The sequence below is a fragment of the Rhodanobacter lindaniclasticus genome, assembly GCF_004799035.1.
Lineage (GTDB): Bacteria > Pseudomonadota > Gammaproteobacteria > Xanthomonadales > Rhodanobacteraceae > Rhodanobacter > Rhodanobacter lindaniclasticus.
In genome coordinates this window covers 90,599-113,243 of sequence record NZ_MWIO01000003.1, presented here as the reverse complement: position 1 = coordinate 113,243, position 22,645 = coordinate 90,599, and the positions used below count along the sequence as shown (strand labels likewise).

Genomic DNA, 22,645 nt, shown 5'->3' with positions numbered 1-22,645 from the left:
GGTACAGTCAAGTGGTTCAACGACGCGAAGGGTTTCGGCTTCATCAGCCGTGAAAGCGGCCCCGACGTGTTCGTGCATTTCCGCGCCATCACTGGTTCGGGATTCAAGAGCCTGCAGGAAGGGCAGAAGGTGAGCTTCAAGGTGGTCGACGGCCAGAAGGGCCTGCAGGCCGAAGACGTCACCCCCGTCTGATGGCTGTGGTGATATCTGCTTGAAGAGGCCGGCGCAAGCCGGCCTCTTTTTGTAGTGGCGAGGACAATTCGCTAGCCTGCCGGGATGCCCGACCTTTTCAGCCAGAGCGTTCCCGTCGCGGCCGAGCCGCTGGTCGTCCCGGTCATCGCCGCCGATGGCGCGCGCTGCGAATTGCTGGCCGTGCTTCCGGCGGGTCGCTGGCAGCGGCTGGTGTACTGGATGCCGGCGATGGGCATGCCCGCGCGGCACTATCTGCCGCTGGCCCGGACGCTGGCGGACCGAGGCGTCGCCGTGGTGCTGCACGAGTGGCGCGGCATCGGCTCCAGCGATCGGCGCGCCGGCAGGAATTGCGATTGGGGCTACCGCCAATTGCTGCAGGACGACCTGCCCGCCGGCTTGGCGGCGGTGCGCCAGCGCTGGCCACGGGCGAGCTGCTGGCTGGGCGGGCACAGCCTCGGTGGCCAGCTCGGACTGCTTTGCGCCAGTCTGCATCCGCACGATTTCGCCGGGATGGTGCTGGTCGCCAGCGGCGCACCTTACTGGCGGCGGTTCCGGCACGGCTGGCTGATTGGTACCGCTTATGTGCTGGCGCCGTGGCTGGCTGCGCTGGTCGGCCATCTGCCCGGGCGGCGGATCGGTTTCGGTGGCAACGAGGCGCGCGGCGTGATCGCCGACTGGGCACGCAGCGGCCGCAGCGGCCGCTATGCGGCGGCCGGCATGAAGCAGGATTTCGAGCGCTTGCTGGCGGCGCTGCAGCTGCCGGTGCTGGCATTGCGTCTGCAGCAGGACTGGCTGGGCCCGCCGGCCTCGCTGGCATGGCTGCTCGGCAAGCTCGGTCCGGGCGCGCGCCGCGTGGAAACGATCTCGCGCGACGACCTGGACGGTGCGCCGGCCGACCATTTCGGCTGGATGAAGACGCCGGCGCCGGTCGCCTCGCGCATCGCCGACTGGTTGGGCGAGGCGGATGCGACCTTCGTCGCGCGCGGCGACACGGCGGCTTGATTCCCGGCGCCGCCGTCTGCATCTCGACCGTTCCGTGACGCTGGATTTCCCCATGAACCTGTTCGATCCGCTCACCCAACGCAGCCTGACCCTGCGCAACCGCCTGGTGGTGTCGCCGATGTGCGAATACTCGGCTACCGATGGCGTGCCGAACGACTGGCACCTGGTGCATCTGGGCAGCCGCGCGGTCGGCGGCGCGGCGCTGGTGATTGCCGAAGCCTCGGCGGTGTCCGCGCAGGGGCGCATCTCGCCGCAGGATACCGGCCTGTGGAACGACACCCAGTTGCAGGCTTGGCAGCCGATTACCCGTTTCATCAAGGCGCAGGGCGCGATCGCCGGCATCCAGCTGGCGCATGCCGGGCGCAAGGCCAGCACGCTGCGGCCGTGGGATGGGCATGGCCCGGTGCCGGCCGGGCAGGGCGACTGGCTCACCGTGGCGCCCTCGGCGTTGCCGTTCGCTGCCGGCTGGCCGGCGCCGCAGGTGCTGGACGAGGCCGGTATCCGGGCGGTGATCGCGGACTTTCGCGCCGCCGCGCAACGCGCGCTGGCGGCGGGCTTCGAGTTGATCGAGGTGCACGCGGCGCATGGCTACCTGCTGCATCAGTTCCTGTCGCCCTTGAGCAACCGGCGCGAGGATGCCTACGGCGGCAGTTTCGAGAATCGCATCCGTCTGGTGCGCGAGGTGGTCGTCGCCGTGCGCGAGGTGTGGCCGGCCGCACTGCCATTGTGGCTGCGCGTCTCGGCCACCGATTGGGCGGATGCCGGCGGCTGGGACATCGGGCAGAGCGTGGAACTGGCGCGCCAGCTGAAGCCCTTGGGCGTGGACCTGATCGACGTCTCCAGCGGCGGCCTGTTGCCGCACGCGAAGATCCCGCTGGCGCCGGGCTACCAGGTGCCGTTCGCGGCGCAAATCCGCCGCGAGGCCGGAATCGCCACCGGCGCGGTGGGTCTGATCACCGGCGCGGAGCAGGCCGCGCAGATCGTCGCCAATGGCGACGCCGACGTGGTGCTGATCGCCCGCGAGAGCCTGCGCGATCCGTACTTCCCGCGCCGTGCCGCGCAACAGCTGGGTGCGAAGATCGCCCCACCGGCGCAGTACCAGCGCGCCTGGTAGTAACCGTCGCGCGAGGTTTGGCAGAATCGGGGCGTCCGGTCGCGGAGCAGCTGCATGTCAACCTTTCGCAATTTTGCCGAGTTCTACCCGTTCTACCTCGGCGAGCACGCCAATCGCAGCTGTCGCCGAATGCATTTCATCGGCAGCACGCTGGTGCTCGCGGCGCTGGCGCTGGCACTGGTCACGGGCCAGTGGCGCTGGCTGTGGCTGATGCCGGTGGCCGGTTACGGCTTCGCCTGGCTGGGCCACTACGTGTTCGAGAAAAACCGCCCGGCCACGTTCAAGCACCCGCTGTACAGCCTTGCCGGCGACTGGGTGATGTACGCACAGATGCTGCGCGGCAAGATCCGCTTCTGAGCTGCCCCCGCGATCAGCGATATTTGTCGTGGCAGCTCTTGCAGCTCTCGCCTACCGGCTTGAGCACGGTGGCCAGCGCGGCGCAGGTCGTCGGCGCTGCCGCCACGGCTTGGTGCAGGTGGTCCTGCAACTGGCTGGCGTGGTCGGCGAAATCCTTGACGTCCATGCCGAACACCGGCGTGATGTCGCTGGCAGTGGACTCGAGGCGGGCCAGGTGGTGCTGGATATTTGCCGCGTCGCACTGATTGGCCTTGATCGCCCCCTTCAATTCACCCACGTGGTAGCCCAGCGTATGCATCACCGCCGAGGGCATCGGGTTGCGCTCGCTCAGCACGTTCATCACGTTGACGGTGCCGATGATGCCAATCACCAGGCCGAGCAGGATCATCAGGGCAACGCGCATGGACCGACTCCACTTTGAGGATGCAGGCAAGCATAGCCTGCGTGGCTACCGCGAAGCCAAGCCGGGCGCGATAAAATGGCGTTTTTCGGCAGGTGAAATCACATGACCACTTTCACGTGGCCCGTCCGGGCGCGCACGCCATGAGCGAAGCCGATACATCTTCCGAGCGCTTCGCCGGCGTCGAGCGGCTGTACGGGCAGGGCAGCGTGGGTGCGCTCGCGCAGAAGCATGTCTGCGTGATCGGCGTGGGCGGCGTCGGCTCGTGGGCGGTCGAGGCGCTGGCGCGCAGCGGCGTGGGCCGGCTTACCCTGATCGACGCCGACGAGGTCTGCGTGTCCAACACCAATCGCCAATTGCATGCGCTGGACGGCGAGTACGGCAAGTCGAAAGTGGGCGTGATGGCGGCGCGCGCCCATGCGATCAACCCGGCGATCCGGCTGGAGGCGATCGAGCGCTTCCTCACCCCGACCACGTTGGACGAACTGCTCGACCGCGGCTACGACGTGGTGCTCGATGCCTGCGACGCGTTCCGGGTGAAGCTGGAAACCATCGCCTGGTGTCGCCGGCGCAAGCTGCCTATCGTCAGCGTGGGCTCGGCCGGCGGTCGCACCGACCCCACCCAGATCCGCGTGCGCGACTTGTCCCGCACCGAGCACGACGCGATGTTCAGCCTGATCCGCAAGAAGCTCCGTGCCGACTTCAATTTCCCGCGCAACCCGGATCGCTACTTCGGCGTTTCAGCCGTCTATTCGCTGCAGAACGTGCAATACCCGCAACCGGACGGCACCGTCTGCGGCACGCGCCCGCCGGGTGGCGATTCGCTGAACCTCGCCTGCGGCGGCGGTCTGGGTGCGGCCACCCACGTCACTGGCGCGTTCGCGTTCGCAGCGGTGGGCAAGGTGATCGAGAAGCTTCTCGACGAGTCGTAGGGCGGGCACTGCCCGCCATGCCTTTCCACGGAGTGCATCACCGAAGACGGCGGGCAGTGCCCGCCCTACGGTGCTTCCTCCCACGAACTCCGCGAAATCACCAGCCCATGTACTGCCCGCCGTTGATCGCCAGGTTGGCCCCGGTCATCCAGCTGGTTTCCTCGCCGGTGAGGAAGGCCACGGCGTGGGCGATTTCTTCCGGCTTGCCGAGCCGGCCGAGCGGGATCTGCGCCTCGATCTTGGCGCGCACTTCCGCCGGCACGGCCATCACCATGTCGGTGGCGACGTAGCCGGGCGAGACGGTGTTGACGGTGATGCCGAACTTGGCGTTTTCCTGCGCCAGCGAGATGGTGAAACCGTGCATGCCGGCTTTCGCGGCGGCGTAGTTGGCCTGACCGTACTGGCCCTTCTGGCCGTTGATCGAGCTGATCTGCACGATGCGGCCCCACTTGCGTGCGCGCATGCCCTCGATCACCGCGCGGGTGACGTTGAAGCAGGAGTTGAGGTTGGTGTTGATCACGTCCGTCCACTGCTGGTAGCTCATCTTGTGGAACGTGGTGTCGCGGGTAATGCCGGCGTTGTTGACCAGGATGTCCACCGGGCCGCATTTCTCCTCGATCGCGCGCACCATCGCCGCGCAGGATTCGGGATCGGACACATCGCCGCGCACCGTGCACACCTCGATGCCTTCCCGCGCCATCGCCTCGCGCCAGGCCCCGGCCTTGGCTTCGTCGCGGTAATTGGTGGCGACCTTGTGACCCTGTTTCGCCAGATGGCGCACGATGGCGCTGCCGATGCCCCCGGTTCCCCCGGTAACCAAAGCCGTACGCTGGGTCATGCCGTCGATCTCCTGTTTGCCTTAGCCGAACACGTGGATTTCGTCCTTCGCCGTTTGCCGGTCCCCATGGCGCAACGGCGTGGATGACCTCTCACTTATAGCCCATCAGCTGATGGAACTACCGCTGCAATGCGGCAATCGGGCGGGATCGAAATCGACCAGCGCATGGGCCAGCAACTCGTCCACAGCCACCGGACGGTCGGGCAGCGGCCGGCCCAGGAAAGCCAGCGCGCGTCGCAGCGTGGGGGCGGGATCGGCCGGGTCGATCGGCCAGGCACGGGAGGACTTGGAGAGCTTGTTGCCGCTGCTGTCGCGTACCAGCGGCAGGTGCCGGTAGGTGGGCGTGGCCAGGCCCAGGCAGCGCTGCAGCCAGATCTGCCGCGCGGTGGAATCGAGCAGGTCCTGGCCGCGCACGACGTCGGTGACGCCCTGGAAGGCATCGTCCACCACGCAGGCAAGCTGGTAGGAATAGAAGCCGTCGGCGCGGCGGATCACGAAATCGCCGACGGTCTCGCGCAGCCGCTCGCGTTGCGGGCCAAGCAGGGCGTCGGCGAAGGCGATCTCGACATCGGGCACGCGCAGGCGCCATGCCGGCTCACGATCCACCGGGCTGTCGTCGACGCATGCGCCATCGCGGTGGATGCCACCTCCGGCGGCGAGCTGGCTGCGGCTGCAGGTGCACGGGAACACCAGCCCGGTCGCGCGCAACTGCGCGAACGCCTCGTCGTAGGCCGCGCCACGGGTGGACTGGAACAGCACCGGCGCGTCCGGCGCCAGGCCGAACGCCGGCAGCGCGGCGAGGATCGCGGCCGCCGCGCCGGGGACCTCGCGTGGCGGGTCGATATCCTCCATCCGCACCAGCCAGGCACCGTCGGCGTGGCGGGCGCACAGCCAGCTGCCGACCGCGGCCACCAGTGAGCCGAAGTGCAAGGGCCCGGTGGGCGAGGGGGCGAAACGTCCGCAGTACGTCATCGGTTCATTTTATCGGCCGTGCAGCCTTGAAACCGCGGCCTGCCGCCCGAATCTCCGGGCCAGTTGTCGCGTTCCATGGCCGGTTCCGCCGGCGCGGGGATCGTGCGGGGTCGGTCCGCCGAGCATGCCCGAGGGGGCGACGACCCATCATTTCACTTGCACGGAGTTGAACCCGCCCATGAACGCGCCCGTCGCCGAAACCCGCCAGTTCGAAGCCGAGGTCGCCCAGGTCCTGCACCTGGTCACCCACTCGCTGTACTCGCACAAGGAGATCTTCCTGCGCGAGCTGATCTCCAACGCCTCCGACGCCTGCGACAAGCTTCGCTTCGAATCGATCGCCAAACCCGAGCTCTCGGCCGGCGACAGCGAGCTGCATATCGACGTCAGCTGGGATCCCGAGGCGCGCACCGTCACCGTGCGCGACAACGGCATCGGCATGACCCGCGACGAGGTGGTGGCGAACATCGGCACCATCGCCAGCTCGGGCACGCGGCGTTTCCTGGAGGCGATGTCGGGCGAGCAGAAGGCCGACGCGCGCCTGATCGGCCAGTTCGGCGTGGGCTTCTACTCCGCCTTCGTGGTGGCCGACAAGGTTACCGTGATCACCCGTCGCGCCGACGCGCCGGAAGGCGACGGCGTGAAGTGGGAGAGCGACGGCAAGGGCGAGTATTCGCTGGAGCAAGTCGAGCAGGCCGAGCGCGGCACTGCGGTGATCCTGCACTTGAAGGCCGACGAGGACGAGTTCCTCAAGGGCTGGCAACTGAAGTCGCTGATCCGCAAGTACTCCGACCACGTGGCGTTCCCGATCCGCATGCCGGTGGAAAAGGACGGCAAGCCCACCGACGAGTTCGAGAGCATCAACGCCGCATCCGCATTGTGGGCCAAGCCGAAGGCGGAGATTTCGGACGAGGATTACCGCAGCTTCTACAAGTCGCTCGGCCACGATTTCAACGATCCGCTGGTCTGGACGCACAACCGCGTCGAGGGCAGCCAGAGCTTCACCACCCTGCTGTACCTGCCGTCGCAGCCGCCGTTCGACCTGATGATGGGCGGGCGCGACGAGCGCAAGGGTCTCAAGCTCTACATCAAGCGCGTCTTCATCATGGACGCGGCCGAGGAGCTGCTGCCGAACTACCTGCGCTTCGTGCGCGGCGTGGTCGATGCCGACGACCTGCCGCTCAATGTCAGCCGCGAGATCCTGCAGCACAACCGCCAGCTCGACCGGATCAAGGCCGCCTGCGTCAAGCGCGTGCTCGACCTGATCGAGAAGCTAGCCCGCGACGAGCCGGAAAAATTCGCCACCTTCTACAAGGCCTTCGGCAACACCTTGAAGGAAGGCATCAGCGAAGACGCCAACAACCGCGAACGCATCGCCAAGTTGCTGCGCTTCGCCTCGACCAAGGGCGAAGGCGCCGCGCAGGCCGTTTCGCTGGACGACTACATCGGCCGCATGGCTGTCGGCCAGAATGCCATCTGGTACATCACCGCCGACAGCTACGCGGCCGCCGCCGGCAGCCCGCAGCTGGAAGCGTTCAAGGCCAAGGGCATCGAAGTGCTGCTGATGTCCGACCGCATCGACGAGTGGATGATCGGTTCCCTGAGCGAGTACGAGGGCAAGAAACTCAAGAGCGTGGCCAAGGGCGACGTGCCGCTGGACGAGGCCGACAAGAAGAAGCAGGAAGAGGCGGCCAAGGAGGCCGAGCCGCTGCTGAAGAAGCTCAAGGAGCTGCTCGGCGATCGCGTGGGCGAGGTGAAAGTATCCGCCCGCCTGACCGATTCACCGTCGTGCCTGGCGCTCTCCGACTACGAGATGGCCCCGCACCTGGCCCGCCTGTTGCGCGAAGCCGGGCAGGACATGCCGGAATCCAAGCCAACGCTGGAGATCAACCCGCGGCACGCCCTGGTCAAACGCGTCGAGGCCGAGGCGGACGAGGACAAGGCCCGCGACCTGGCCACCCTGCTGCTGGAACAGGCGGAGATTTCCGCGGGCGCGCAGTTGCCGGATCCGGCGGCGTTCGTTCAGCGGATGAATCGGGTGTTGCTGGGGTAAGTTGCCTCGCGCCTTGCCGAGAAGGGAAGCCCGCCGATTGGCGGGCTTTTCTTTGCCTGAGTCCTCGATCGGCACGCTTTACCCGCCAGAAGTCGCCGATGGACGGGCGCAGCGGGGCACCTTGCCTCCGTCCGGGTTCTCCCCTAGCGTGCGCCGACGGTTTGGGGGATCAAGCGGTGAAAGTGTCGATCGGCAAACGGCTGTTCTTCGCGGTACTGCTGGCCTTCCTCGTGGTGGCAGGGATCGGCGTGGAGCTGGTTCGCTGGAAATTGTCAGACCGCGTGCCGCGTCCCTCGACCGATGTGCAGGAAGTCAGCGGATGGGTGGAGCAGCTGTCCGCCCACTATCGAAAGCACGGCGACTGGTCGTTTCTGCCGGCCGACCCCGAGCAACGCCGACGCTGGTTCCTTGACCAGATGCCGGGCGTCGAAGCGAATGGGATGCCGGCTCTCCGTTACCGGTCACCGAACCTCGACTATCGCATCGGTTTGCTGGATGGCCACCGGCGCTTTCTCGCCGGGGTCATCGCGAGTCCGGCGCTGGTCGCCATCGCCTCGGTCGATACCGTGCGGCGATCGATCGTCGTCGACGGTGTCGAGGTGGGCTATCTCGTCGTGGCCAGGTCCCAGAATCCGGACGACGACCTGGCCATCGCGTTCCTGCTGGAGCAACAGAAGAATCTGCTGCTCGTGCTTGCCGTCGGCGTTCTGCTGAGTGCGTTTGCGGCCGCCCTGCTGGCAGCGCATTTCCGCCAACCGATCCGGCAACTGGCCGATGGTACGCGTCGGCTGGGGCAGGGGTATTTTGACGTGCAGCTGCCAACCCGGCGCAGCGACGAGCTGGGCGAGCTGGCGACAACATTCAACCGGGTCGCCGCCCGGTTGAAGGACACCGAGCACTGGCGTCAGCAATGGGTGGCCGATACCTCGCATGAACTGCGCACGCCGCTGTCGGTGTTGCGCGCGCAGCTGGAGGCGCTGCAGGACGGCGTCCGCGCCGCCACGCCCGACACCGTCGCGCTCATGTTGCGTCAGGTGTTGTCGCTGACGGCGCTGGTCGATGACCTGCATGAACTGGCGCGTGCGGATCGGGGGCAACTTCAGTGCGACAAGGCGACGGTGGACGCCTGGCAACTCGTGGCGGAAGTCTTCAAAAGTTTCGGCGAGAAATTTCGTGAGGCTGGGCTCACCCCTTCCCTCGGTGCCGCGCCGCGGCAATCCGCGGTGCTCGCGGATGCGACGCGACTGCGCCAGGTACTGGTCAACCTCTTTGCGAACAGCGTGCGCTACACCGACGCCGGCGGCCGCATCGACGTCCACGGCGACCTGTTCGAGCGCGAGTTGCATATCACGATCGACGACTCGGCGCCCGCCGTCCCGGCCGCCCTCATCGAGCGCCTCGGCGAACGCTTCTTCCGTGCGGAGCCTTCGCGCAACCGGCAACTCGGCGGCGCGGGCCTCGGGCTTGCGCTGAGCAGGCAGCTTGTCGACGCGCATGGTGGCCGCCTTGAATTCGCCGCCTCCGCATTGGGCGGTCTGCGCGTCACCGTCGCGCTGCCGCTGGAAAGCCGATGAGCGCCACCATTCTCATTGTCGAAGACGAAAGCGGGCTTTCCGCCATCGTTGCCGATTACGTCGCTGCGGCCGGATACCGGGCGCAGGCGATCGCCGACGGCCGCGAGGCGCTCGCCAGCATCCGGCGCCAGATGCCCGACCTGATCGTACTGGACCTCATGCTGCCGGGCCTCGACGGACTGTCGCTGTGCAGGACCGTGCGCGGGTTTTCCGCCGTGCCAATCATCATGGTTACCGCGCAGGTGCAGGAGATCGACCGGCTGCTCGGTCTGGAAACCGGCGCCGACGACTACCTGTGCAAGCCGTTCAGCCCGCGCGAGCTGGTCGCACGCATCAAGGCCGTGTTGCGTCGTTCAGGCCCGGCAGCGCCACCCACGCCACGGTTCGAGGTCGATGCCGGTTCGCGCACGGCGCGTATCCACGCGCAACCGCTGGAGCTGACGCCGACCGAGTTCAGCCTGCTCGCTGCGATGGCCAAACGCCCGGGCACGATCTTCTCGCGTGCGCAACTGCTCGACCTGGTCAGCCGCGACAACCTCGAGGTGACCGATCGCGCGATCGACAGCCACATCAAGAACCTGCGTCGCAAGCTCGCCGTGCACCTGCCGGAGGTCGACGTGATCCACTCCGTCTACGGACTCGGCTACCGGCTCGATCTCTGAGCCGTTTCCATCATTCCTCCACATTCCTTGACCACCCTGCGCTCGTCGATTACCGACGAACCTGATGAGGAATGCACAGATGAGCAAGCACAGGAAAACCGCAACACGCATCGCCACGCTGGCCGGCGCCGTCGCGCTGACTGGAGCCGGGCTGGTGCTGTTCGGCATGCCCGGCCACGCGCAATCCGGGCCGCCACAGAAAGACATGACGGTCGACAAGGCCATGCGCAGCGAGGTGGTGGAAAGCATCATCGCCAACCTGAATCAGTCCTACGTCTTTCCGGAAAAGGCCGCCGCGATGGGGAAGCGCCTGCGTGCCCAGCTGCAGCACGGCGACTTCGATGCGATCACCAGTGCCGACAAGCTTGCCGACACGCTGACCGAGACACTGCAACGCGACAGCAACGACAAGCACCTTGAAGTGCGCTACTTCGAACACGCGATCGCCCAGGGCGACGATCAATCTGACTCCGCCGAGAACAAGGCCGCCGAGCTGGCCGAAGGCAAGCACTTCAACTTCGGCATCAACGGTGTCGATCGCCTCAAGGGCGACATCGGCTACATCGACTTGCATCAGTTCGGCCGGCCGGCGATGGTCGCCACCCGCATCGCCGCCGCCATGACCCTGATGAGCGACACCGGTGCCCTGATCATCGACCTGCGCCACTGCGGCGGCGGCGATCCGGAAAGCGTGATGCTGTTTGCCAGTTACCTGTACGACAAGCCCACCCATCTCAACGACGTCTACTGGCGCGACGAGAACCGCACAGAACAGCGCTGGACCACCGCCACGGTTGCCGGCCCGCGCTACGGCGAGGCGCGCAAGCTTTACCTGCTGACCAGCAGCGATACGTTTTCCGGTTGCGAGGATTTCGCCTATGCACTGAAGAACAACAAGCGCGCCATCCTGGTCGGCGAGACTACCGGCGGTGGCGCGCACGGCGGCGGCCCGCATCGGCTGGACGCGCATTTCATGATGTTCGTTCCCTCGGGGCGGCCGATCAGCCCGGTCACGCATACGGACTGGGAGGATGTCGGCGTGGTGCCGGATGTGCAGACCTCGGCGAAGAAGGCGCTGGATGTGGCGCAGGTGGCCGCGCTGAAGGAATTGATTGCCGGGGAGAAGGATGCGGACTGGCGGCAGAGGTTGCGGGAGCGGCTGCACGATCTGGAGTGAGGTGAGGGAGCGTGGGCCGCGGCGTGGTGGGACGGCAGGCAGGCCCAGTGGATGGGTTCGACGGAAACCGTCTGCGGAGCGGGACTGAAGGCGCCGAAAGGCAGAAGCTTTCGGCCCGCTGCGCGGCCTGCCGTCCCCGACTCAACGCCGCGTAGGGACCCCGGATAGAGTGGCGGGCCATCCTGGCTCGCATTCGGTGCGGCGGCTGCGTGGGCGATGTGGGACCTAAGTCGAGCGACTGGTCACTAGAAGTGGCTCTGACCCAGGTACTTTCGGACGTCCGGATTCAGTGACCGCGTCCCGGTGTGCCCATCGGCAGGTCACGGGCGACCGTAGTGGTGCTCCGGATGGACGGAGAAGGCTCGGGGCGCTGGGCAGGGTGGTTCCCGCGGCGGTTCATGTCGTGGGCGTGATGCAGACGCACTCCGCGATCGAACGCGTCCTGGCGGGCGAGCGCGAGCCGGTGGCCGTCGACATGGACCCAGTGCCAGGAACCCGAAGGTACTGGGGAGCCGGACACGAAGGCGAAGCGGGCGTCGTAACCGCCTTCCCGGCGGGGCGTCACCGTCAGCGCCAGGTTGGCGACGAACTGGCTGGCCACGGGACGCCCGTGGTCGGTGGCCGGCTGGTTGATCAATTCGTCCAGGTTCTGGCGCAGCAGCCGATCGAGTCGCGGCGAAAGTTTCATCGCCGGCGAAGCGTCGGTGACCTTGCCCTTGGCGTTGACCTGCACCAGCACCGGCAGGACCTTGGGCGTGAATTCGTTGAGCGAGGCGGAGGACGCCATGGCGGTGCCGGTTCCGGCGAGCAACATCATGGCGGTGAACAGGGCGGGCTGAAGGAACTTCATGATGGCCTCCCGAATGACTCCTGGCGATGGCCGGGGCACGCGGCGGCGTGCCGCTTCCCACGGTCGTCAATGTCCTCTGCGCCAGGCGCTCCGTCAACCGGTCCCGGGCCTAAGCCGCCTCAGTCGCGCGGGAGCTCGCGCACCTCGACGGTGCCGCCCGCCTCGATCACGGGGTTTCCCTCGAGCAGGGCACAGGCATCCTCGATGGAATCCGCACTGACCCGGATGTAGCCGGTGAGCGAGGTCGACAGGGTAGGTGTGATGCCGCGGCTGGAGACGCATACGCCGGCACCGATGGAACTGCCGCCGTTGAACCGGCCCGTGTTGCGCAGGCGATGGAGGTAGGACGCCCAGTCGCCCGTGGGTTGCGCCGAGCCGGGCGGCAAGGCGTGCATCAGCAGGATGTAATCGTTCATTTGCATCGCTCCGACGTCGAACCCGGAATGACATCGTCGTTTCCGTTTTCCCGCTGCCGACCGAGGTCGATCAGCGCGGCGAGCGTCTTGCGGGTGGCGTTGACGCCGTTGACGCCCACGCGCGCGAGCAGCTCGGCGTCGATCTGCTCACGCGCTTTCGCCTGCACGGCCGCAGCGTTGCGGCCGCGTCTGGTCAGGGTCACGAGCAGTTTGCGCCGATCCTTCTCGTCCACGATGCGCTGCAGGTAGCCGCCCGTCACAAGGGCGTCGACGAGCTGGCTGGCGGCCTGCTTGGACACGCGCAAATCCTTGACCAGTTCCCCCAAGGGCATCTCGCCATCGTGCAGCGCCAGGCCGCCGATGAGGTAAAGGCCGTTCGCCGGAATGTCGTTGCAGCCCGCATCGGCCAGCGCACGGCGCATGGCTGCGCCGTATGTGGTTCGGGCATGGCGGAGCAGGGCGGGCATCACTATCTGGTCGTGCGGTGGCCGGGTGCGGGGCATTCGAGCAAATCTGTACGAGTAATTGACAGTCAATGTACTGGACTAAAATGGCGCCGGCAAGCTGGGTGACATGTTCCGCGGCGGGAGGCGTACATTCCATCCTGGCGGCGGCTCCGTGAAACCGCATGCCGGCGGCACGTGTTCACGTCGACAACAGCCTGGGGAACGGTCATGCGATTTCCGTTGAAACTTCGTGGCGTGCCTGCCGCGCCGCTTTTTGCGCTCGTCACGGTTTGCGCGGCCTTGGCGATCGCCACGCCGGCCACAGCCGCGATGCCCGCGTTGTCGCCGGCCGTGCAGGCCTATGTCGCGCATGCCCAGCCGCTGCTGGCGATCACTCATGTGCGGGTGATCGACGGGCATGGCGCCCGTGCGCGCGAGGAGCAGACGGTGTTGTTGCGCGATGGGCGCATCGCGGCGGTCGGGAGCCACGTGGATGTGCCCGAGGGCGCGACGTTCATCGACGGCAGCGGGCAGACGCTGATTCCCGGTCTGGTCGGCATGCACGACCACATGTTCTATCCGGCACCCCGGGTGAACCCGGCGGCGAAAGAGGCGATCTATCCGGAGCAGGCGTCGAGCTTTCCCAAGCTTTACCTCGCCGGCGGGGTCACTACCATCCGCACCACCGGCAGCACCGAGCCGTACACGGACCTGGAGCTGAGGAAGGCGATCGACGCCGGTCGCATTCCCGGACCGAAGATGCACACCACCGGGCCGTACCTGGAAGGCAAGGGCAGCTTTACGCCGCAGATGCACGAACTGGCGGATTCCACCGATGCGCGCAACACGGTGAACTACTGGATCGACGAGGGCGCGACCTCGTTCAAGGCGTACATGCACATCACCCGCGCCGAGTTGTCGGCGGCGATCGCGGCGGCGCATGCGCGCGGGATCAAGGTCACCGGTCACCTGTGTTCGATCGGCTTTGCCGAGGCGGCGGATCTGGGCATCGACAACCTCGAGCACGGCCTCTTCGTCGACACCGAATTCAGCGCCGGCAAGCAGCCGGATGTGTGTCCGGACACGAAGGCCGCCGTGGCGCACCTGGCGACGCTGAAGGTCGACGGTCCGGAAATCCGGGCACTGATCAAGCATCTGGTGGCGAAGCATGTTGCGGTGACCTCCACGCTGCCGGTGTTCGAGACCTTCGTGCCCGGCCGCGCGCCGCAGGATGCGCGGGTGCTGGACGCGATGCTGCCGCAGGCCCGCGTCGAATACCTGAAGACGCGCGAGCGCATCGCGACGATGAAGGATTCGCCGTGGCCGCAGGCGTTCCAGCTTGAGATGGCTTTCGAGCATGCCTTCGTCAAGGCCGGCGGCACCTTGCTTGCCGGTCTGGACCCCACCGGTTACGGCGGCGTGATCGCGGGTTATGGCGACCAGCGTGAGGTGGAGCTGCTGGTGGAGGCGGGCTTCACGCCGGTGGAGGCGATCCAGATCGCCACCTTGAACGGCGCCCGGTTCATGGGCGCGGACCGGGAGATCGGCTCGATCGACGTGGGCAAGGCGGCTGACCTGGTGCTGGTCAGGGGCAACCCGGCGAAGCACATCAAGGACATCGAGAACGTCACCCTGGTGTTCAAGGATGGCGTGGCTTACGACCCGGCGAAGCTGGTCAAGGCGTCGGAAGGTACGGTGGGGTTGCGTTGACGGAGCAGCCCCGTGCACGGGAATGACGGCGTGCAGCAGGTACCATTCGACGTCATACCCGCTGCAGGATGGCTCGTGATGAAGAGGCTGCTCCCCTGGTTGTGCCTGCTGTTGCTGATCGCCCCCTTGCACGCGGCCGACGTGGCGGCGCCGGCTGCACGCACCATCGTGCTGGTGCGCCACGGCTATTACCTGCCTGATACGAAGGCCGATCCGAAGCTGGGGCCGCACCTGGCGCCGCTCGGGGTGGCGCAGGCGCATCTGGCGGGTGCGCGGCTGGCCGGGTTGCCGACGCGTTTCGATGCGATGTACGTCAGCCCGGTGCAGCGAGCGCGCGACACTGCGGCGGTGATCGGCGAGGACTTGCCGGGGCGTCGCTTCGAGGTGGTCGACGACTTGGCCGAGTGCACGCCGCCGACGCGCCGGGCCGCGATCGTGGCGAAGGAAAAGCCGGCCGACCTGGCTGCCTGCAAGGCGCAATTCGATCGCTTGTTCGCGCGCTACTTCAAGCCCGCATCCGGCCACGAACAGACCGACCTGATGGTCTGCCACGGCAACGTGATCCGCAACATGGTGGTGCGCGCGATGGGCGTCGATCCGCAGGCGTGGCTGGAGATGTCGGTGGGCAACGCCAGCATCACCCGCCTCCGGGTGGAGGCCGACGGCAGCTTCAAGGTGATCTCGGTGGGCGACGTCGGACACATCCCGCCGAACCTGCGCACCGGTGCCAGCGGCGATCCCGAGCGCAGCCTGGCGATTCCGGCGTGGCCGTAGCGATGCGCGGGCATGGATTCAACTCGCCGGCGCCATGCGCTGGCAACGAGCACGGAGAGTAACGGGCATGGCGGCGCAGACTTCACTCCCGGGCTTTGCCCCCGCGGCGGCCACGGACCGGCTGTTCCTGGCGGTGTTCCCCGATCAGGCGACCGTGCCGCGATTGAGCGCGCTGGCTGCCGAGCAATGCGCCCGCCACGGGCTGCGCGGCAGGCCGCTGCTGCCGGAGCGTTTCCACGTCACCCTGCTGCATCTGGGCGACTGGGCCGGACTGCCGCCGGATGTGGTGGAGGCCACGATGAAGGCGGCAGCGCGGGTGCGGACCGCGCCTTTCGAAGTGGCATTCGACCGCGTGGCCAGTTTCGACGGCCGGCGCGACAAGCTGCCGTTCGTGCTGCGCGCCGACGGCGGCAATGCAGCGTTGCGCGCTTTCCAGGCGGAACTCGGCGTGCAGCTGCGCGAGGCGGGCGTGACCCCGGTGGGGACCGGTTTCGAACCGCACGTCACCCTGGCGTACGACGCGCGCAAGGTAGCCGCCGAGGCGGTGGCTCCAATCCGCTGGCGCGTCGACGAGTTCGTGCTGGTGCACAGCCTGCTGGGCAGGACGCGGCATATCCGGCTCGGGTGCTGGCCGCTGGCCTGAGCGCAGGCGGTACGCGTGACCCAGGAGTGCACGCGGGCCACGCTTTTCTGTATGTTGTCGCCTTCCTCACCGCAAAGGCACGACGCATGACCGCATTGCCGGGACAACCCGACCACCTGCGCCGCAGCCTTTCCAACCGACATCTGCAACTGATCGCCATCGGCGGTGCGATCGGCACCGGCCTGTTCATGGGTTCGGGCAAGACGATCAGCCTGGCCGGGCCGTCGATCCTGCTGGTCTACCTGATCATCGGCGTGATGCTGTTCTTCGTGATGCGGGCGATGGGCGAGCTGCTGCTGTCCAACCTCGAGTACAAGTCGTTCATCGATTTTTCCACCGACCTGCTCGGCCCGTGGGCCGGTTTCTTCTGCGGCTGGACCTACTGGTTCTGCTGGATCATCACCGCGATCGCCGACGTCATCGCCATCGCGGCGTACACGCAGTTCTGGTTCCCGGGGCTGGCGCCGTGGATTCCGGCGGTGCTGTGCGTGCTCCTGCTGCTCAGCCTCAACCTGGTCACGGTGAAGCTGTTCGGCGAGATGGAGTTCTGGTTCGCGCTGATCAAGATCGTGGCGATCTGCGCGCTGATCGTCACCGGCTTCGCGCTGGTCGCCTGGGGCTTCACCTCGCCCGCCGGGCACCAGGCCTCGATCGCCAACCTGTGGAACGACGACGGCTTCTTCCCCAAGGGAATGAGCGGCTTCTTCGCCGGCTTCCAGATCGCGGTGTTCGCCTTCGTCGGCATCGAGCTGGTCGGCACCACCGCCGCGGAAACCGCCAATCCGCAGCGCAACCTGCCCAAGGCGATCAACTCGATTCCGATCCGCATCATCATCTTCTACGTGCTGGCGCTGGTCGCGATCATGATGGTCACGCCGTGGCGTCTGGTGGAGCCGAGCAAGAGCCCGTTCGTGGAGTTGTTCGTGCTGGCCGGCATCCCCGCCGCGGCCAGCCTGATCAATTTCGTGGTGCTGACGTCGGCCACTTCGTCGGCCAACAGCGGCATCTTCTCGACCAGCCGCATGCTGTACGGCCTGGCCGCAGAGAAGCATGCGCCGAAGACTTTCGGGCGGCTGTCGCGCGCCGCGGTGCCGTCGCTGGGCCTGCTGTTTTCCTGCTTCTGCCTGCTGCTGGGTGCGGCGCTGATCTACCTGATCCCCGACCTGGTCACCGCCTTCACCCTGGTCACCACGCTGTCCGCGGTGCTGTTCATGTTCGTCTGGTCGCTGATCCTGTTCGCCTACATGGCCTACCGGCGCAAGCGCCCGCAACTGCATGAAGCATCCATCTACAAGATGCCCGGCGGCGTGTTCATGTGCTGGGTGTGCCTGGCGTTCTTCGTGTTCGTGCTGGTGCTGCTGAGCCTGCAGACGGACACGCGCGAGGCACTGATCGCCAGCCCGGTGTGGTTCGTGCTGCTGGGCATCGGTTACGCGTGGAAGGGGCGCCGGGCGCGCAAGGCGTAAGCGCGCGATCCATCGGCTCGGCGCGGCATTGACTTGCGCCGTCCCACGCTCCATGCCTCGTAGCCTCGTAGGGCGGGCACTGCCCGCCGCTCTTGATCACATGCAGTATCGAGAGTACGACGGGCAGTGCCCGCCCTGCGACGTTGCGGCGGTTTCCTTCGGATCCACTCAGTCGCGGTCGGGTGCACCGAGCGGGAAGTACGACCGATAGGGCCGCGCCTCGTCCACCGCGCGCGCGAACGAAGGGCGCGCCAGCAGGCGTTGCCGGTAGGCCTGCACGTTGGCGCATTCTGCCGGGATGCGCTGAACCCAGTCGGCATAGAACAGCGCGGGCGCGGCAGAACAGTCGGCCAGACTGAAGTCGCCGCCGGTGGCCCAGGTGCGGCCGGCCAGTTTCCCGTCCAGCCATGCGTAGGCGATGTCCAGCCTGGTGCGCGCTTCGTTCACGCCCCAGGGGTCGCGATCCGCGACGGGGCGCAGGCTGTCGAACACGACCTTTTGCAACGGCGTCTGCACGTAGTGGTCGAAGAAGCGGTCCATCGCGCGCGCCTCCAGCGCGGTGTCGACGTCGAAGGGAATCAGCGGTGTGGCGCCGGGATAATGCCGATCGAGGTACTCGATGATGATGCTCGATTCGATCACCGTGCGTTCGCCGTCGCGCAGCAGGGGCATGCGCCGGATCGGCCACAGCGCGGTGAACTCGGCGTCGGTGGCCGCGTCGTCCGGCGTGAGCACGCGCCATTCGAACGCAATGTCGTTCTCGTACAGCGCGATCAGCACCTTCTGGCAGTAGGAGGAGAAGGGGTGGGCATAGAGCTTGAGAGTCATCACGGAACACCTGGGGTGGGGAGGTACGCGAAGGCGACGAACGAAGGCGCGCGGAATCGACAGGTGAAGCGCGACGCCCCTAGTATCGGTACACCACGGAATTGCGCGAGGTGACGGCCATGAAACGCCTGCTGCTCGGTTTGCTCGGCCTGGTGCTGCTGGTGTTGATCGTGGGGGCCGGCGCCTTGCTGCTGGTCGACGCCAACCACTTCCGCCCGCAGATCCAGGCCAGCCTGGGCCAGGCGCTCGGCCGCGAGGTGACGCTGGGCCAGTTGCATGTGTCGATCTGGTCCGGTTCGTTGGATGCCGACGAGATCCGCATCGGCGACGATCCGGCGTTTGGCGACAAGCCGTTCGTCAGCGCGAAATCGTTGCAGCTCGGCGTGAAACTGTGGCCGTTGCTGCTGCACCGACAGGTGCAGATCACCTCGCTGGCGCTGGACCAGCCGATGGTGCGTCTGGTGGAGAATCGCGCCGGCCGGTGGAACTTCTCCAACTTCGGTGCCGGCAAGACCACGGCACCTGCCGCCAACGCTTCGACCGCGGCGCCACCCGCGTTCAGTGTCGACAGGTTGCGTATCAGCGATGGCCGCATCGACCTGCAGCGGGCGGCCGGCGATGCGCGCAGCTACCGGAAGGTGGATTTGCGCGCCGATCACGTCGGTCTCGGCGCGGCGTTCCCGTTCTCGATGGGCGCCGATATCGCCGGCGGCGGCAGCCTGAAACTGGACGGCACGCTCGGCCCGTGGGAGGCGAAGAATGCGCTGCTGACGCCGGTCGAGGCGCATCTGGTGATGCAGGGGCTGGACCTGGTCGGCGCCGGCCTGATGAGCAGCGCCGACGGCGTCGGTGGCGTGCTCGACATCGACACGCGGATCAGCTCGGCCAAGGGCGTGCTGACGTCGAAGGGCGGCATCGACGCGCGTCAGCTCAAGCTGGTGGCGTCCGGTTCGCCGTCGCCGCAGCCGCTGCGCATCGACTACCAGGCCAGCTACCGATTGCCAGACGGCACCGGCCGCATCGAACAAGGCACGCTGGGCAGCGGCGGCGCGAAGCTTGCCGTCGACGGCAGCTTCGACAACCGCGGCAAGGTGATCGCCCTGGATCTGCGCCTGCGCGGCCAGGCATTGCCGGTCGACGACCTGCAGCCGTTGCTGCCGGTGTTCGGCGTGGTGCTGCCGAAGGATTCGCGCCTCAGCGGCGGCAGCGTGGGCGTCGACCTGCGTGCGCGCGGGCCGCTCGATGCGCTGGTGATCAGCGGGCCGGTGACCCTCGACAACTCGCGCCTGGCCGGCTACAGCCTGGGCTCGAAACTCGGCGGGGTGCTGTCGCTGGCCGGCATCAAGGCGCCGAAGGACACGGTGATCCGGCACGCTGCCGCCACGCTGAAGATCGCTCCCTCCGGCATCCACGCCGATCCGGCCAGCGCGGAGATCGTCGAGCTGGGCAGCTTCACCGGCAAGGGCGGCATGGCTGTCGATGGCCGGCTCGACTTCAACATGCTGGTCAAGCTCGATCGGGCGATAGCCGGTGGGGACCAGGCAAGCGCCGGCCTGCTGCGCAACTCGAAGGCCGGGCGCCTGCTCGGTGGCGTGCTCGGCAGCGCTTCCGAACATGGCGTCGGCGTGCATGTCGGCGGCACCGCGAGCGCGCCCAGCTTCAAGGTCGATCCTTCGGCCGTCGCCGGCTTGCTGGGCGGTGGTGCCAGCCGCAACAGTCCGGCAGCCGAGACCCAGCCGGCGAGCAAGTCCACCAAGCAGGATGCCCTGAACAGCCTGCTGCAAGGCGTGCTGGATTCGCGCAAGAAGCAATAGGGAAGGGTTGATCCCGCGACCGTCGTCAAGTGCCTCGCGGGCAGGTCGGCTGCGTCGACGCAAGGGAAGCGACGAAAGTTCATGGAATGATTTGGGTGAACCCAAACCCCCGGTTATGGACTTTGTGGTGGTATCGGTACGCGTGACGCGACACGCGGGCGTGGCACGTTGCGGCGCCTGTCGTCGGCCGCCTCGGCAACTCGCGGATTCGCAAGATCTTTTGGTTGAGGACGCGGCGTCGTCGGTAGCCGGTTGTGCGAATTTCCTCGTCCCCGGTGCCCTTGCAGACCACCCGAAACACCCTCGCGGCGCCTCGTTGACGCTTCCGAAATGACCGTGCTACACAGCGACGGCAGGCCCCGGTACGGCGCCATGCCATGCGATTGATGGCATCAGGCCGGGGAGTCCGGGACCGGGGCCGGAGCGGGGGCAGGCGCGTACGGAGAGCTTGATCTGGTCAGGCGGCATGGATGCTGTTCATCCATCCACGTTGATCGGTTTTGGGGAGATGCCGTGCGTATCCGGGAATGTCTGCGCGTCGTGTCGCAATATATTGCGCCGGGTTTTCCCTTCGACCGTCCTTCCTCGCGCGAGCGGAAGCGACGCCAGGTTGTCATGCGCTCCGCCCTGCTGCTTGCACTGTGCCTGGCATCGGCGCCGGCGCCGGCGCAGGCCGACACCGCGCCCCACGTCTCGGCGGCGGCCACGATGGAGCAGGCCGGGATGGTCGACATCCGTAGCCTGGTGCCGGACATCTCGCAATCGATCGCCTATGCCGGCAGCGACAACTTCGTCGGCGCGCCGGTCAACGGCTACCAGGCACCGCGCTGCTGGCTGAAGCGCGAAGCCGCCGAGGCGCTGGCGCGGGTGGATGCCGCGCTGCGCGAACGCCACATGCGCCTGCGTGTGTTCGACTGCTACCGGCCGGCGCGCGCGGTGGCGCATTTCGTGCGCTGGGCGAACGACCCCGCCGACCAGCGCACCAAGCCCGCGCACTATCCGGACCTCGACAAGTCGAAGCTGCTCGATGGTTACATCGCGCCGGTCTCCGGCCACAGCCGCGGCGCCACCATCGACCTGACCGTCCTTCGCTGCGATGCAGACAACGCCGGTTGCGAGCCGCTGGACATGGGCACGGCTTTCGACTTCTTCGGAACCCGCGCACACACCGATACGAGCGAGGTCGACGCCGCGCAGCGTGCCAACCGCCACCTGCTGCGCGATGCGATGGAAGCGCAGGGTTTTCGCAACTACGCGATGGAGTGGTGGCACTACACGCTGCACCCCGAACCCACGCCCGACACCCTCTACGACGTTCCGGTGACGGCCCCCGACGGCACCGATCGGGAGTCGGAGATCCAGCGTCTGGTGCAGCCCTATGACGGCGATGTGCCGGGCGTGTCGCTGCTGGTGCTCAAGGACGGCAAGGCGGTGCTCAGTCGCGGCTACGGGCGATCCGATCTGACGCGCGGCACCGAGGCGGGCCCGGCGACCGACTATCGACTCGCCTCGGTGACCAAGCAGTTCACCGCCGCGGCGATCCTGCTGCTCGCGCAGGATGGCAAGCTTTCCATCGACGATCCGGTTAGGCGCTGGCTGCCCTCGCTGCCGCAGGTGGCCGACGGCATCACCTTGCACAACCTGCTCGACCACACCTCCGGCGTGCTGAACTACGAAGACCTGATGCCCGAGCCCTACGCCGGGCAGATCAGCGATGCCGGCGTGCTGGCCCTGCTGGAGAAGGAAAACCGGCTGTATTTCCCGCCGGGCAGCAAGTATCGCTACAGCAACAGCGGTTACGCGTTGCTGGCGCTGGTGGCGGAGCGCGCTTCCGGAATGAGCTTCGCGGACTATGTGCGCACGCGCATTTTCCAGCCGCTGGGCATGCGCAACACGCTGGCCTACGTGGCCGGCGGGCCGCAGGTGCCGCACCGGGCATGGGGTTACAGCAAGTCCTGCGATGGCTGGACACGCACCGACCAGAACGCCTACAGCGCGGTGCTTGGCGATGGCGGCATCTATTCCAACATTGCCGACATGGCGCGCTGGGACGCCGCGCTGTACGACGACCGGCTGCTCGGCGACGCCTCGCGTGCGCTGGCCTTTGGCCACCAGGCGCAGGTTTCCGACACGCCCGAAGCCACGTACTACGGCTTCGGCTGGCGTGTCGCCGGCGACCGGCTGTGGCACTCCGGCGAAAGCATCGGCTTCCGCAACACGATCGTGCGCTGGCCGAAGCAGCACCTGACCGTGGTCGTGCTGAGCAACCGCAACGATCCCACGCCGTATGACCTGGCCGTCTCGATTGGCCGGCTGTTCATGGAGGGCACCCAGTAACAGACCGGGTTTCGTCGACCCGATTCGCGCAGCAGAAAGTTGGTCCAACCGATCCGCCGTTCATCACCCTGAGGGGCACACCATGCACATC

At 67.1% G+C, this 22,645-nt stretch carries 22 protein-coding genes and 1 pseudogene; 16 read left to right on the top strand and 7 right to left on the bottom strand.

Annotation, left to right across the window (positions count from 1 at the left end; all coding sequences use genetic code 11):
• The 4 genes from B1991_RS01150 to B1991_RS01135 all read left to right on the top strand — a co-directional run.
• On the top strand, positions 1-192 hold a 192-nt coding region (locus B1991_RS01150; RefSeq protein WP_136256865.1), incomplete at its 5' end, for a cold-shock protein.
• Positions 193-276: 84 nt separating this feature from the next.
• Positions 277-1,194: an alpha/beta hydrolase family protein gene (locus B1991_RS01145; RefSeq protein ID WP_136256864.1), complete on the top strand. Its 918-nt coding sequence runs from the start codon at positions 277-279 to the stop codon at positions 1,192-1,194.
• A gap of 52 nt (positions 1,195-1,246) precedes the next feature.
• The gene (locus B1991_RS01140) at positions 1,247-2,308 is read left to right on the top strand and encodes an NADH:flavin oxidoreductase/NADH oxidase (RefSeq protein WP_136256863.1); all 1,062 of its coding nucleotides are present in this window, start codon (positions 1,247-1,249) and stop codon (positions 2,306-2,308) included.
• A gap of 54 nt (positions 2,309-2,362) precedes the next feature.
• Positions 2,363-2,665 carry an Mpo1-like protein gene (locus tag B1991_RS01135; RefSeq protein ID WP_136256862.1) on the top strand — a complete coding sequence of 101 codons (303 nt, stop codon included), beginning with the start codon at positions 2,363-2,365 and terminating at the stop codon, positions 2,663-2,665.
• Between the two features lie 13 nt (positions 2,666-2,678).
• Here B1991_RS01135 and B1991_RS01130 read toward each other — a convergent pair whose 3' ends face one another.
• On the bottom strand, positions 2,679-3,068 hold the full coding sequence (locus B1991_RS01130) for a cytochrome c (RefSeq protein ID WP_136256861.1): 390 nt from the start codon (positions 3,066-3,068) through the stop codon (positions 2,679-2,681).
• Positions 3,069-3,208: 140 nt separating this feature from the next.
• On the opposite strand from B1991_RS01130, the gene B1991_RS01125 reads away from it, so the two are divergent.
• On the top strand, positions 3,209-3,997 hold the full coding sequence (locus B1991_RS01125; RefSeq protein ID WP_136256860.1) for a tRNA threonylcarbamoyladenosine dehydratase: 789 nt from the start codon (positions 3,209-3,211) through the stop codon (positions 3,995-3,997).
• Between the two features lie 97 nt (positions 3,998-4,094).
• Here the strand turns inward: B1991_RS01125 and phbB are convergent, their stop codons facing one another.
• Together phbB and gluQRS are read right to left on the bottom strand one after the other, a co-directional pair.
• Complete coding sequence (gene phbB / locus B1991_RS01120; protein WP_136256859.1) at positions 4,095-4,835, bottom strand: acetoacetyl-CoA reductase; 741 nt, start codon at positions 4,833-4,835, stop codon at positions 4,095-4,097.
• A gap of 105 nt (positions 4,836-4,940) precedes the next feature.
• The gene (gluQRS, locus tag B1991_RS01115) at positions 4,941-5,807 is read right to left on the bottom strand and encodes a tRNA glutamyl-Q(34) synthetase GluQRS (protein WP_136256858.1); all 867 of its coding nucleotides are present in this window, start codon (positions 5,805-5,807) and stop codon (positions 4,941-4,943) included.
• A 178-nt stretch (positions 5,808-5,985) separates the two neighbouring features.
• On the opposite strand from gluQRS, the gene htpG reads away from it, so the two are divergent.
• The 4 genes from htpG to B1991_RS01095 all read left to right on the top strand — a co-directional run bounded on the left by htpG (position 5,986) and on the right by B1991_RS01095 (position 11,270).
• On the top strand, positions 5,986-7,857 hold the full coding sequence (gene htpG, locus B1991_RS01110) for a molecular chaperone HtpG (RefSeq protein WP_136256857.1): 1,872 nt from the start codon (positions 5,986-5,988) through the stop codon (positions 7,855-7,857).
• Positions 7,858-8,033: 176 nt separating this feature from the next.
• The gene (locus tag B1991_RS01105) at positions 8,034-9,431 is read left to right on the top strand and encodes an ATP-binding protein (protein ID WP_168709555.1); all 1,398 of its coding nucleotides are present in this window, start codon (positions 8,034-8,036) and stop codon (positions 9,429-9,431) included.
• A complete protein-coding gene (locus B1991_RS01100) occupies positions 9,428-10,093 on the top strand; it encodes a response regulator (protein WP_136256855.1) in 666 nt (221 codons plus the stop codon). Before B1991_RS01105 ends, B1991_RS01100 begins: the two co-directional genes overlap by 4 nt.
• Positions 10,094-10,172: 79 nt before the next feature.
• Positions 10,173-11,270, top strand: a complete 1,098-nt coding sequence (locus B1991_RS01095; protein WP_168709554.1) for a S41 family peptidase — start codon at positions 10,173-10,175, stop codon at positions 11,268-11,270.
• A 286-nt stretch (positions 11,271-11,556) separates the two neighbouring features.
• On the opposite strand, the gene B1991_RS01090 is transcribed toward B1991_RS01095, so the two are convergent.
• From B1991_RS01090 to B1991_RS01080, 3 genes are all read right to left on the bottom strand, one after another.
• Positions 11,557-12,120, bottom strand: coding sequence for a hypothetical protein (locus tag B1991_RS01090; RefSeq protein ID WP_246031016.1), 564 nt, complete (start codon positions 12,118-12,120; stop codon positions 11,557-11,559).
• A 119-nt stretch (positions 12,121-12,239) separates the two neighbouring features.
• Positions 12,240-12,536 (bottom strand): YciI family protein, encoded by a 297-nt coding sequence (locus tag B1991_RS01085; RefSeq protein ID WP_136256853.1) that lies wholly within the window; start codon positions 12,534-12,536, stop codon positions 12,240-12,242.
• Positions 12,533-13,003 (bottom strand): MarR family winged helix-turn-helix transcriptional regulator, encoded by a 471-nt coding sequence (locus B1991_RS01080; protein WP_168709553.1) that lies wholly within the window; start codon positions 13,001-13,003, stop codon positions 12,533-12,535. Before B1991_RS01080 ends, B1991_RS01085 begins: the two co-directional genes overlap by 4 nt.
• 207 nt (positions 13,004-13,210) lie before the next feature.
• Here B1991_RS01080 and B1991_RS01075 point away from each other — a divergent pair, with 207 nt between their 5' ends.
• From B1991_RS01075 to cycA, 4 genes are all read left to right on the top strand, one after another.
• A complete protein-coding gene (locus B1991_RS01075; protein WP_136256851.1) occupies positions 13,211-14,692 on the top strand; it encodes an amidohydrolase family protein in 1,482 nt (493 codons plus the stop codon).
• 78 nt (positions 14,693-14,770) lie between these two features.
• A complete protein-coding gene (locus B1991_RS01070) occupies positions 14,771-15,466 on the top strand; it encodes a histidine phosphatase family protein (RefSeq protein WP_136256850.1) in 696 nt (231 codons plus the stop codon).
• 67 nt (positions 15,467-15,533) lie between these two features.
• Positions 15,534-16,109 carry a 2'-5' RNA ligase family protein gene (locus B1991_RS01065; protein WP_136256849.1) on the top strand — a complete coding sequence of 192 codons (576 nt, stop codon included), beginning with the start codon at positions 15,534-15,536 and terminating at the stop codon, positions 16,107-16,109.
• A gap of 86 nt (positions 16,110-16,195) precedes the next feature.
• Positions 16,196-17,575, top strand: coding sequence for a D-serine/D-alanine/glycine transporter (gene cycA / locus B1991_RS01060; protein WP_136256848.1), 1,380 nt, complete (start codon positions 16,196-16,198; stop codon positions 17,573-17,575).
• A 168-nt stretch (positions 17,576-17,743) separates the two neighbouring features.
• Here cycA and B1991_RS01055 read toward each other — a convergent pair whose 3' ends face one another.
• Positions 17,744-18,403, bottom strand: coding sequence for a glutathione S-transferase family protein (locus B1991_RS01055; RefSeq protein ID WP_136256847.1), 660 nt, complete (start codon positions 18,401-18,403; stop codon positions 17,744-17,746).
• 110 nt (positions 18,404-18,513) lie between these two features.
• Between B1991_RS01055 and B1991_RS01050 the strand changes: the two genes are divergently transcribed.
• From B1991_RS01050 to B1991_RS01045, 3 genes and pseudogenes are all read left to right on the top strand, one after another.
• Entirely contained in the window at positions 18,514-20,217 is a 1,704-nt protein-coding gene (locus B1991_RS01050; RefSeq protein ID WP_484335226.1) for an AsmA family protein, read from the top strand.
• 615 nt (positions 20,218-20,832) lie between these two features.
• A pseudogene (locus B1991_RS18945) lies at positions 20,833-21,540 on the top strand (M15 family metallopeptidase); the annotation flags it as partial.
• Entirely contained in the window at positions 21,538-22,554 is a 1,017-nt protein-coding gene (locus B1991_RS01045; protein WP_246031017.1) for a serine hydrolase domain-containing protein, read from the top strand. The pseudogene B1991_RS18945 and the gene B1991_RS01045, both read left to right, overlap by 3 nt.
• Positions 22,555-22,645 lie beyond the last annotated feature (91 nt).

Excerpts from the sequence above, each read along its gene's own strand:
- B1991_RS01145 (WP_136256864.1), top strand. The coding sequence starts at position 277 with ATGCCCGACCTTTTCAGCCAGAGCGTTCCCGTCGCGGCCGAGCCGCTG.
- B1991_RS01140 (WP_136256863.1), top strand. The coding sequence starts at position 1,247 with ATGAACCTGTTCGATCCGCTCACCCAACGCAGCCTGACCCTGCGCAAC.
- B1991_RS01135 (WP_136256862.1), top strand. The coding sequence starts at position 2,363 with ATGTCAACCTTTCGCAATTTTGCCGAGTTCTACCCGTTCTACCTCGGC.
- B1991_RS01130 (WP_136256861.1), bottom strand. The coding sequence starts at position 3,068 with ATGCGCGTTGCCCTGATGATCCTGCTCGGCCTGGTGATTGGCATCATC.
- B1991_RS01125 (WP_136256860.1), top strand. The coding sequence starts at position 3,209 with ATGAGCGAAGCCGATACATCTTCCGAGCGCTTCGCCGGCGTCGAGCGG.
- phbB (WP_136256859.1), bottom strand. The coding sequence starts at position 4,835 with ATGACCCAGCGTACGGCTTTGGTTACCGGGGGAACCGGGGGCATCGGC.
- gluQRS (WP_136256858.1), bottom strand. The coding sequence starts at position 5,807 with ATGACGTACTGCGGACGTTTCGCCCCCTCGCCCACCGGGCCCTTGCAC.
- htpG (WP_136256857.1), top strand. The coding sequence starts at position 5,986 with ATGAACGCGCCCGTCGCCGAAACCCGCCAGTTCGAAGCCGAGGTCGCC.
- B1991_RS01100 (WP_136256855.1), top strand. The coding sequence starts at position 9,428 with ATGAGCGCCACCATTCTCATTGTCGAAGACGAAAGCGGGCTTTCCGCC.
- B1991_RS01095 (WP_168709554.1), top strand. The coding sequence starts at position 10,173 with ATGAGCAAGCACAGGAAAACCGCAACACGCATCGCCACGCTGGCCGGC.
- B1991_RS01090 (WP_246031016.1), bottom strand. The coding sequence starts at position 12,120 with ATGAAGTTCCTTCAGCCCGCCCTGTTCACCGCCATGATGTTGCTCGCC.
- B1991_RS01085 (WP_136256853.1), bottom strand. The coding sequence starts at position 12,536 with ATGAACGATTACATCCTGCTGATGCACGCCTTGCCGCCCGGCTCGGCG.
- B1991_RS01080 (WP_168709553.1), bottom strand. The coding sequence starts at position 13,003 with ATGCCCGCCCTGCTCCGCCATGCCCGAACCACATACGGCGCAGCCATG.
- B1991_RS01075 (WP_136256851.1), top strand. The coding sequence starts at position 13,211 with ATGCGATTTCCGTTGAAACTTCGTGGCGTGCCTGCCGCGCCGCTTTTT.
- B1991_RS01070 (WP_136256850.1), top strand. The coding sequence starts at position 14,771 with ATGAAGAGGCTGCTCCCCTGGTTGTGCCTGCTGTTGCTGATCGCCCCC.
- B1991_RS01065 (WP_136256849.1), top strand. The coding sequence starts at position 15,534 with ATGGCGGCGCAGACTTCACTCCCGGGCTTTGCCCCCGCGGCGGCCACG.
- cycA (WP_136256848.1), top strand. The coding sequence starts at position 16,196 with ATGACCGCATTGCCGGGACAACCCGACCACCTGCGCCGCAGCCTTTCC.
- B1991_RS01055 (WP_136256847.1), bottom strand. The coding sequence starts at position 18,403 with ATGACTCTCAAGCTCTATGCCCACCCCTTCTCCTCCTACTGCCAGAAG.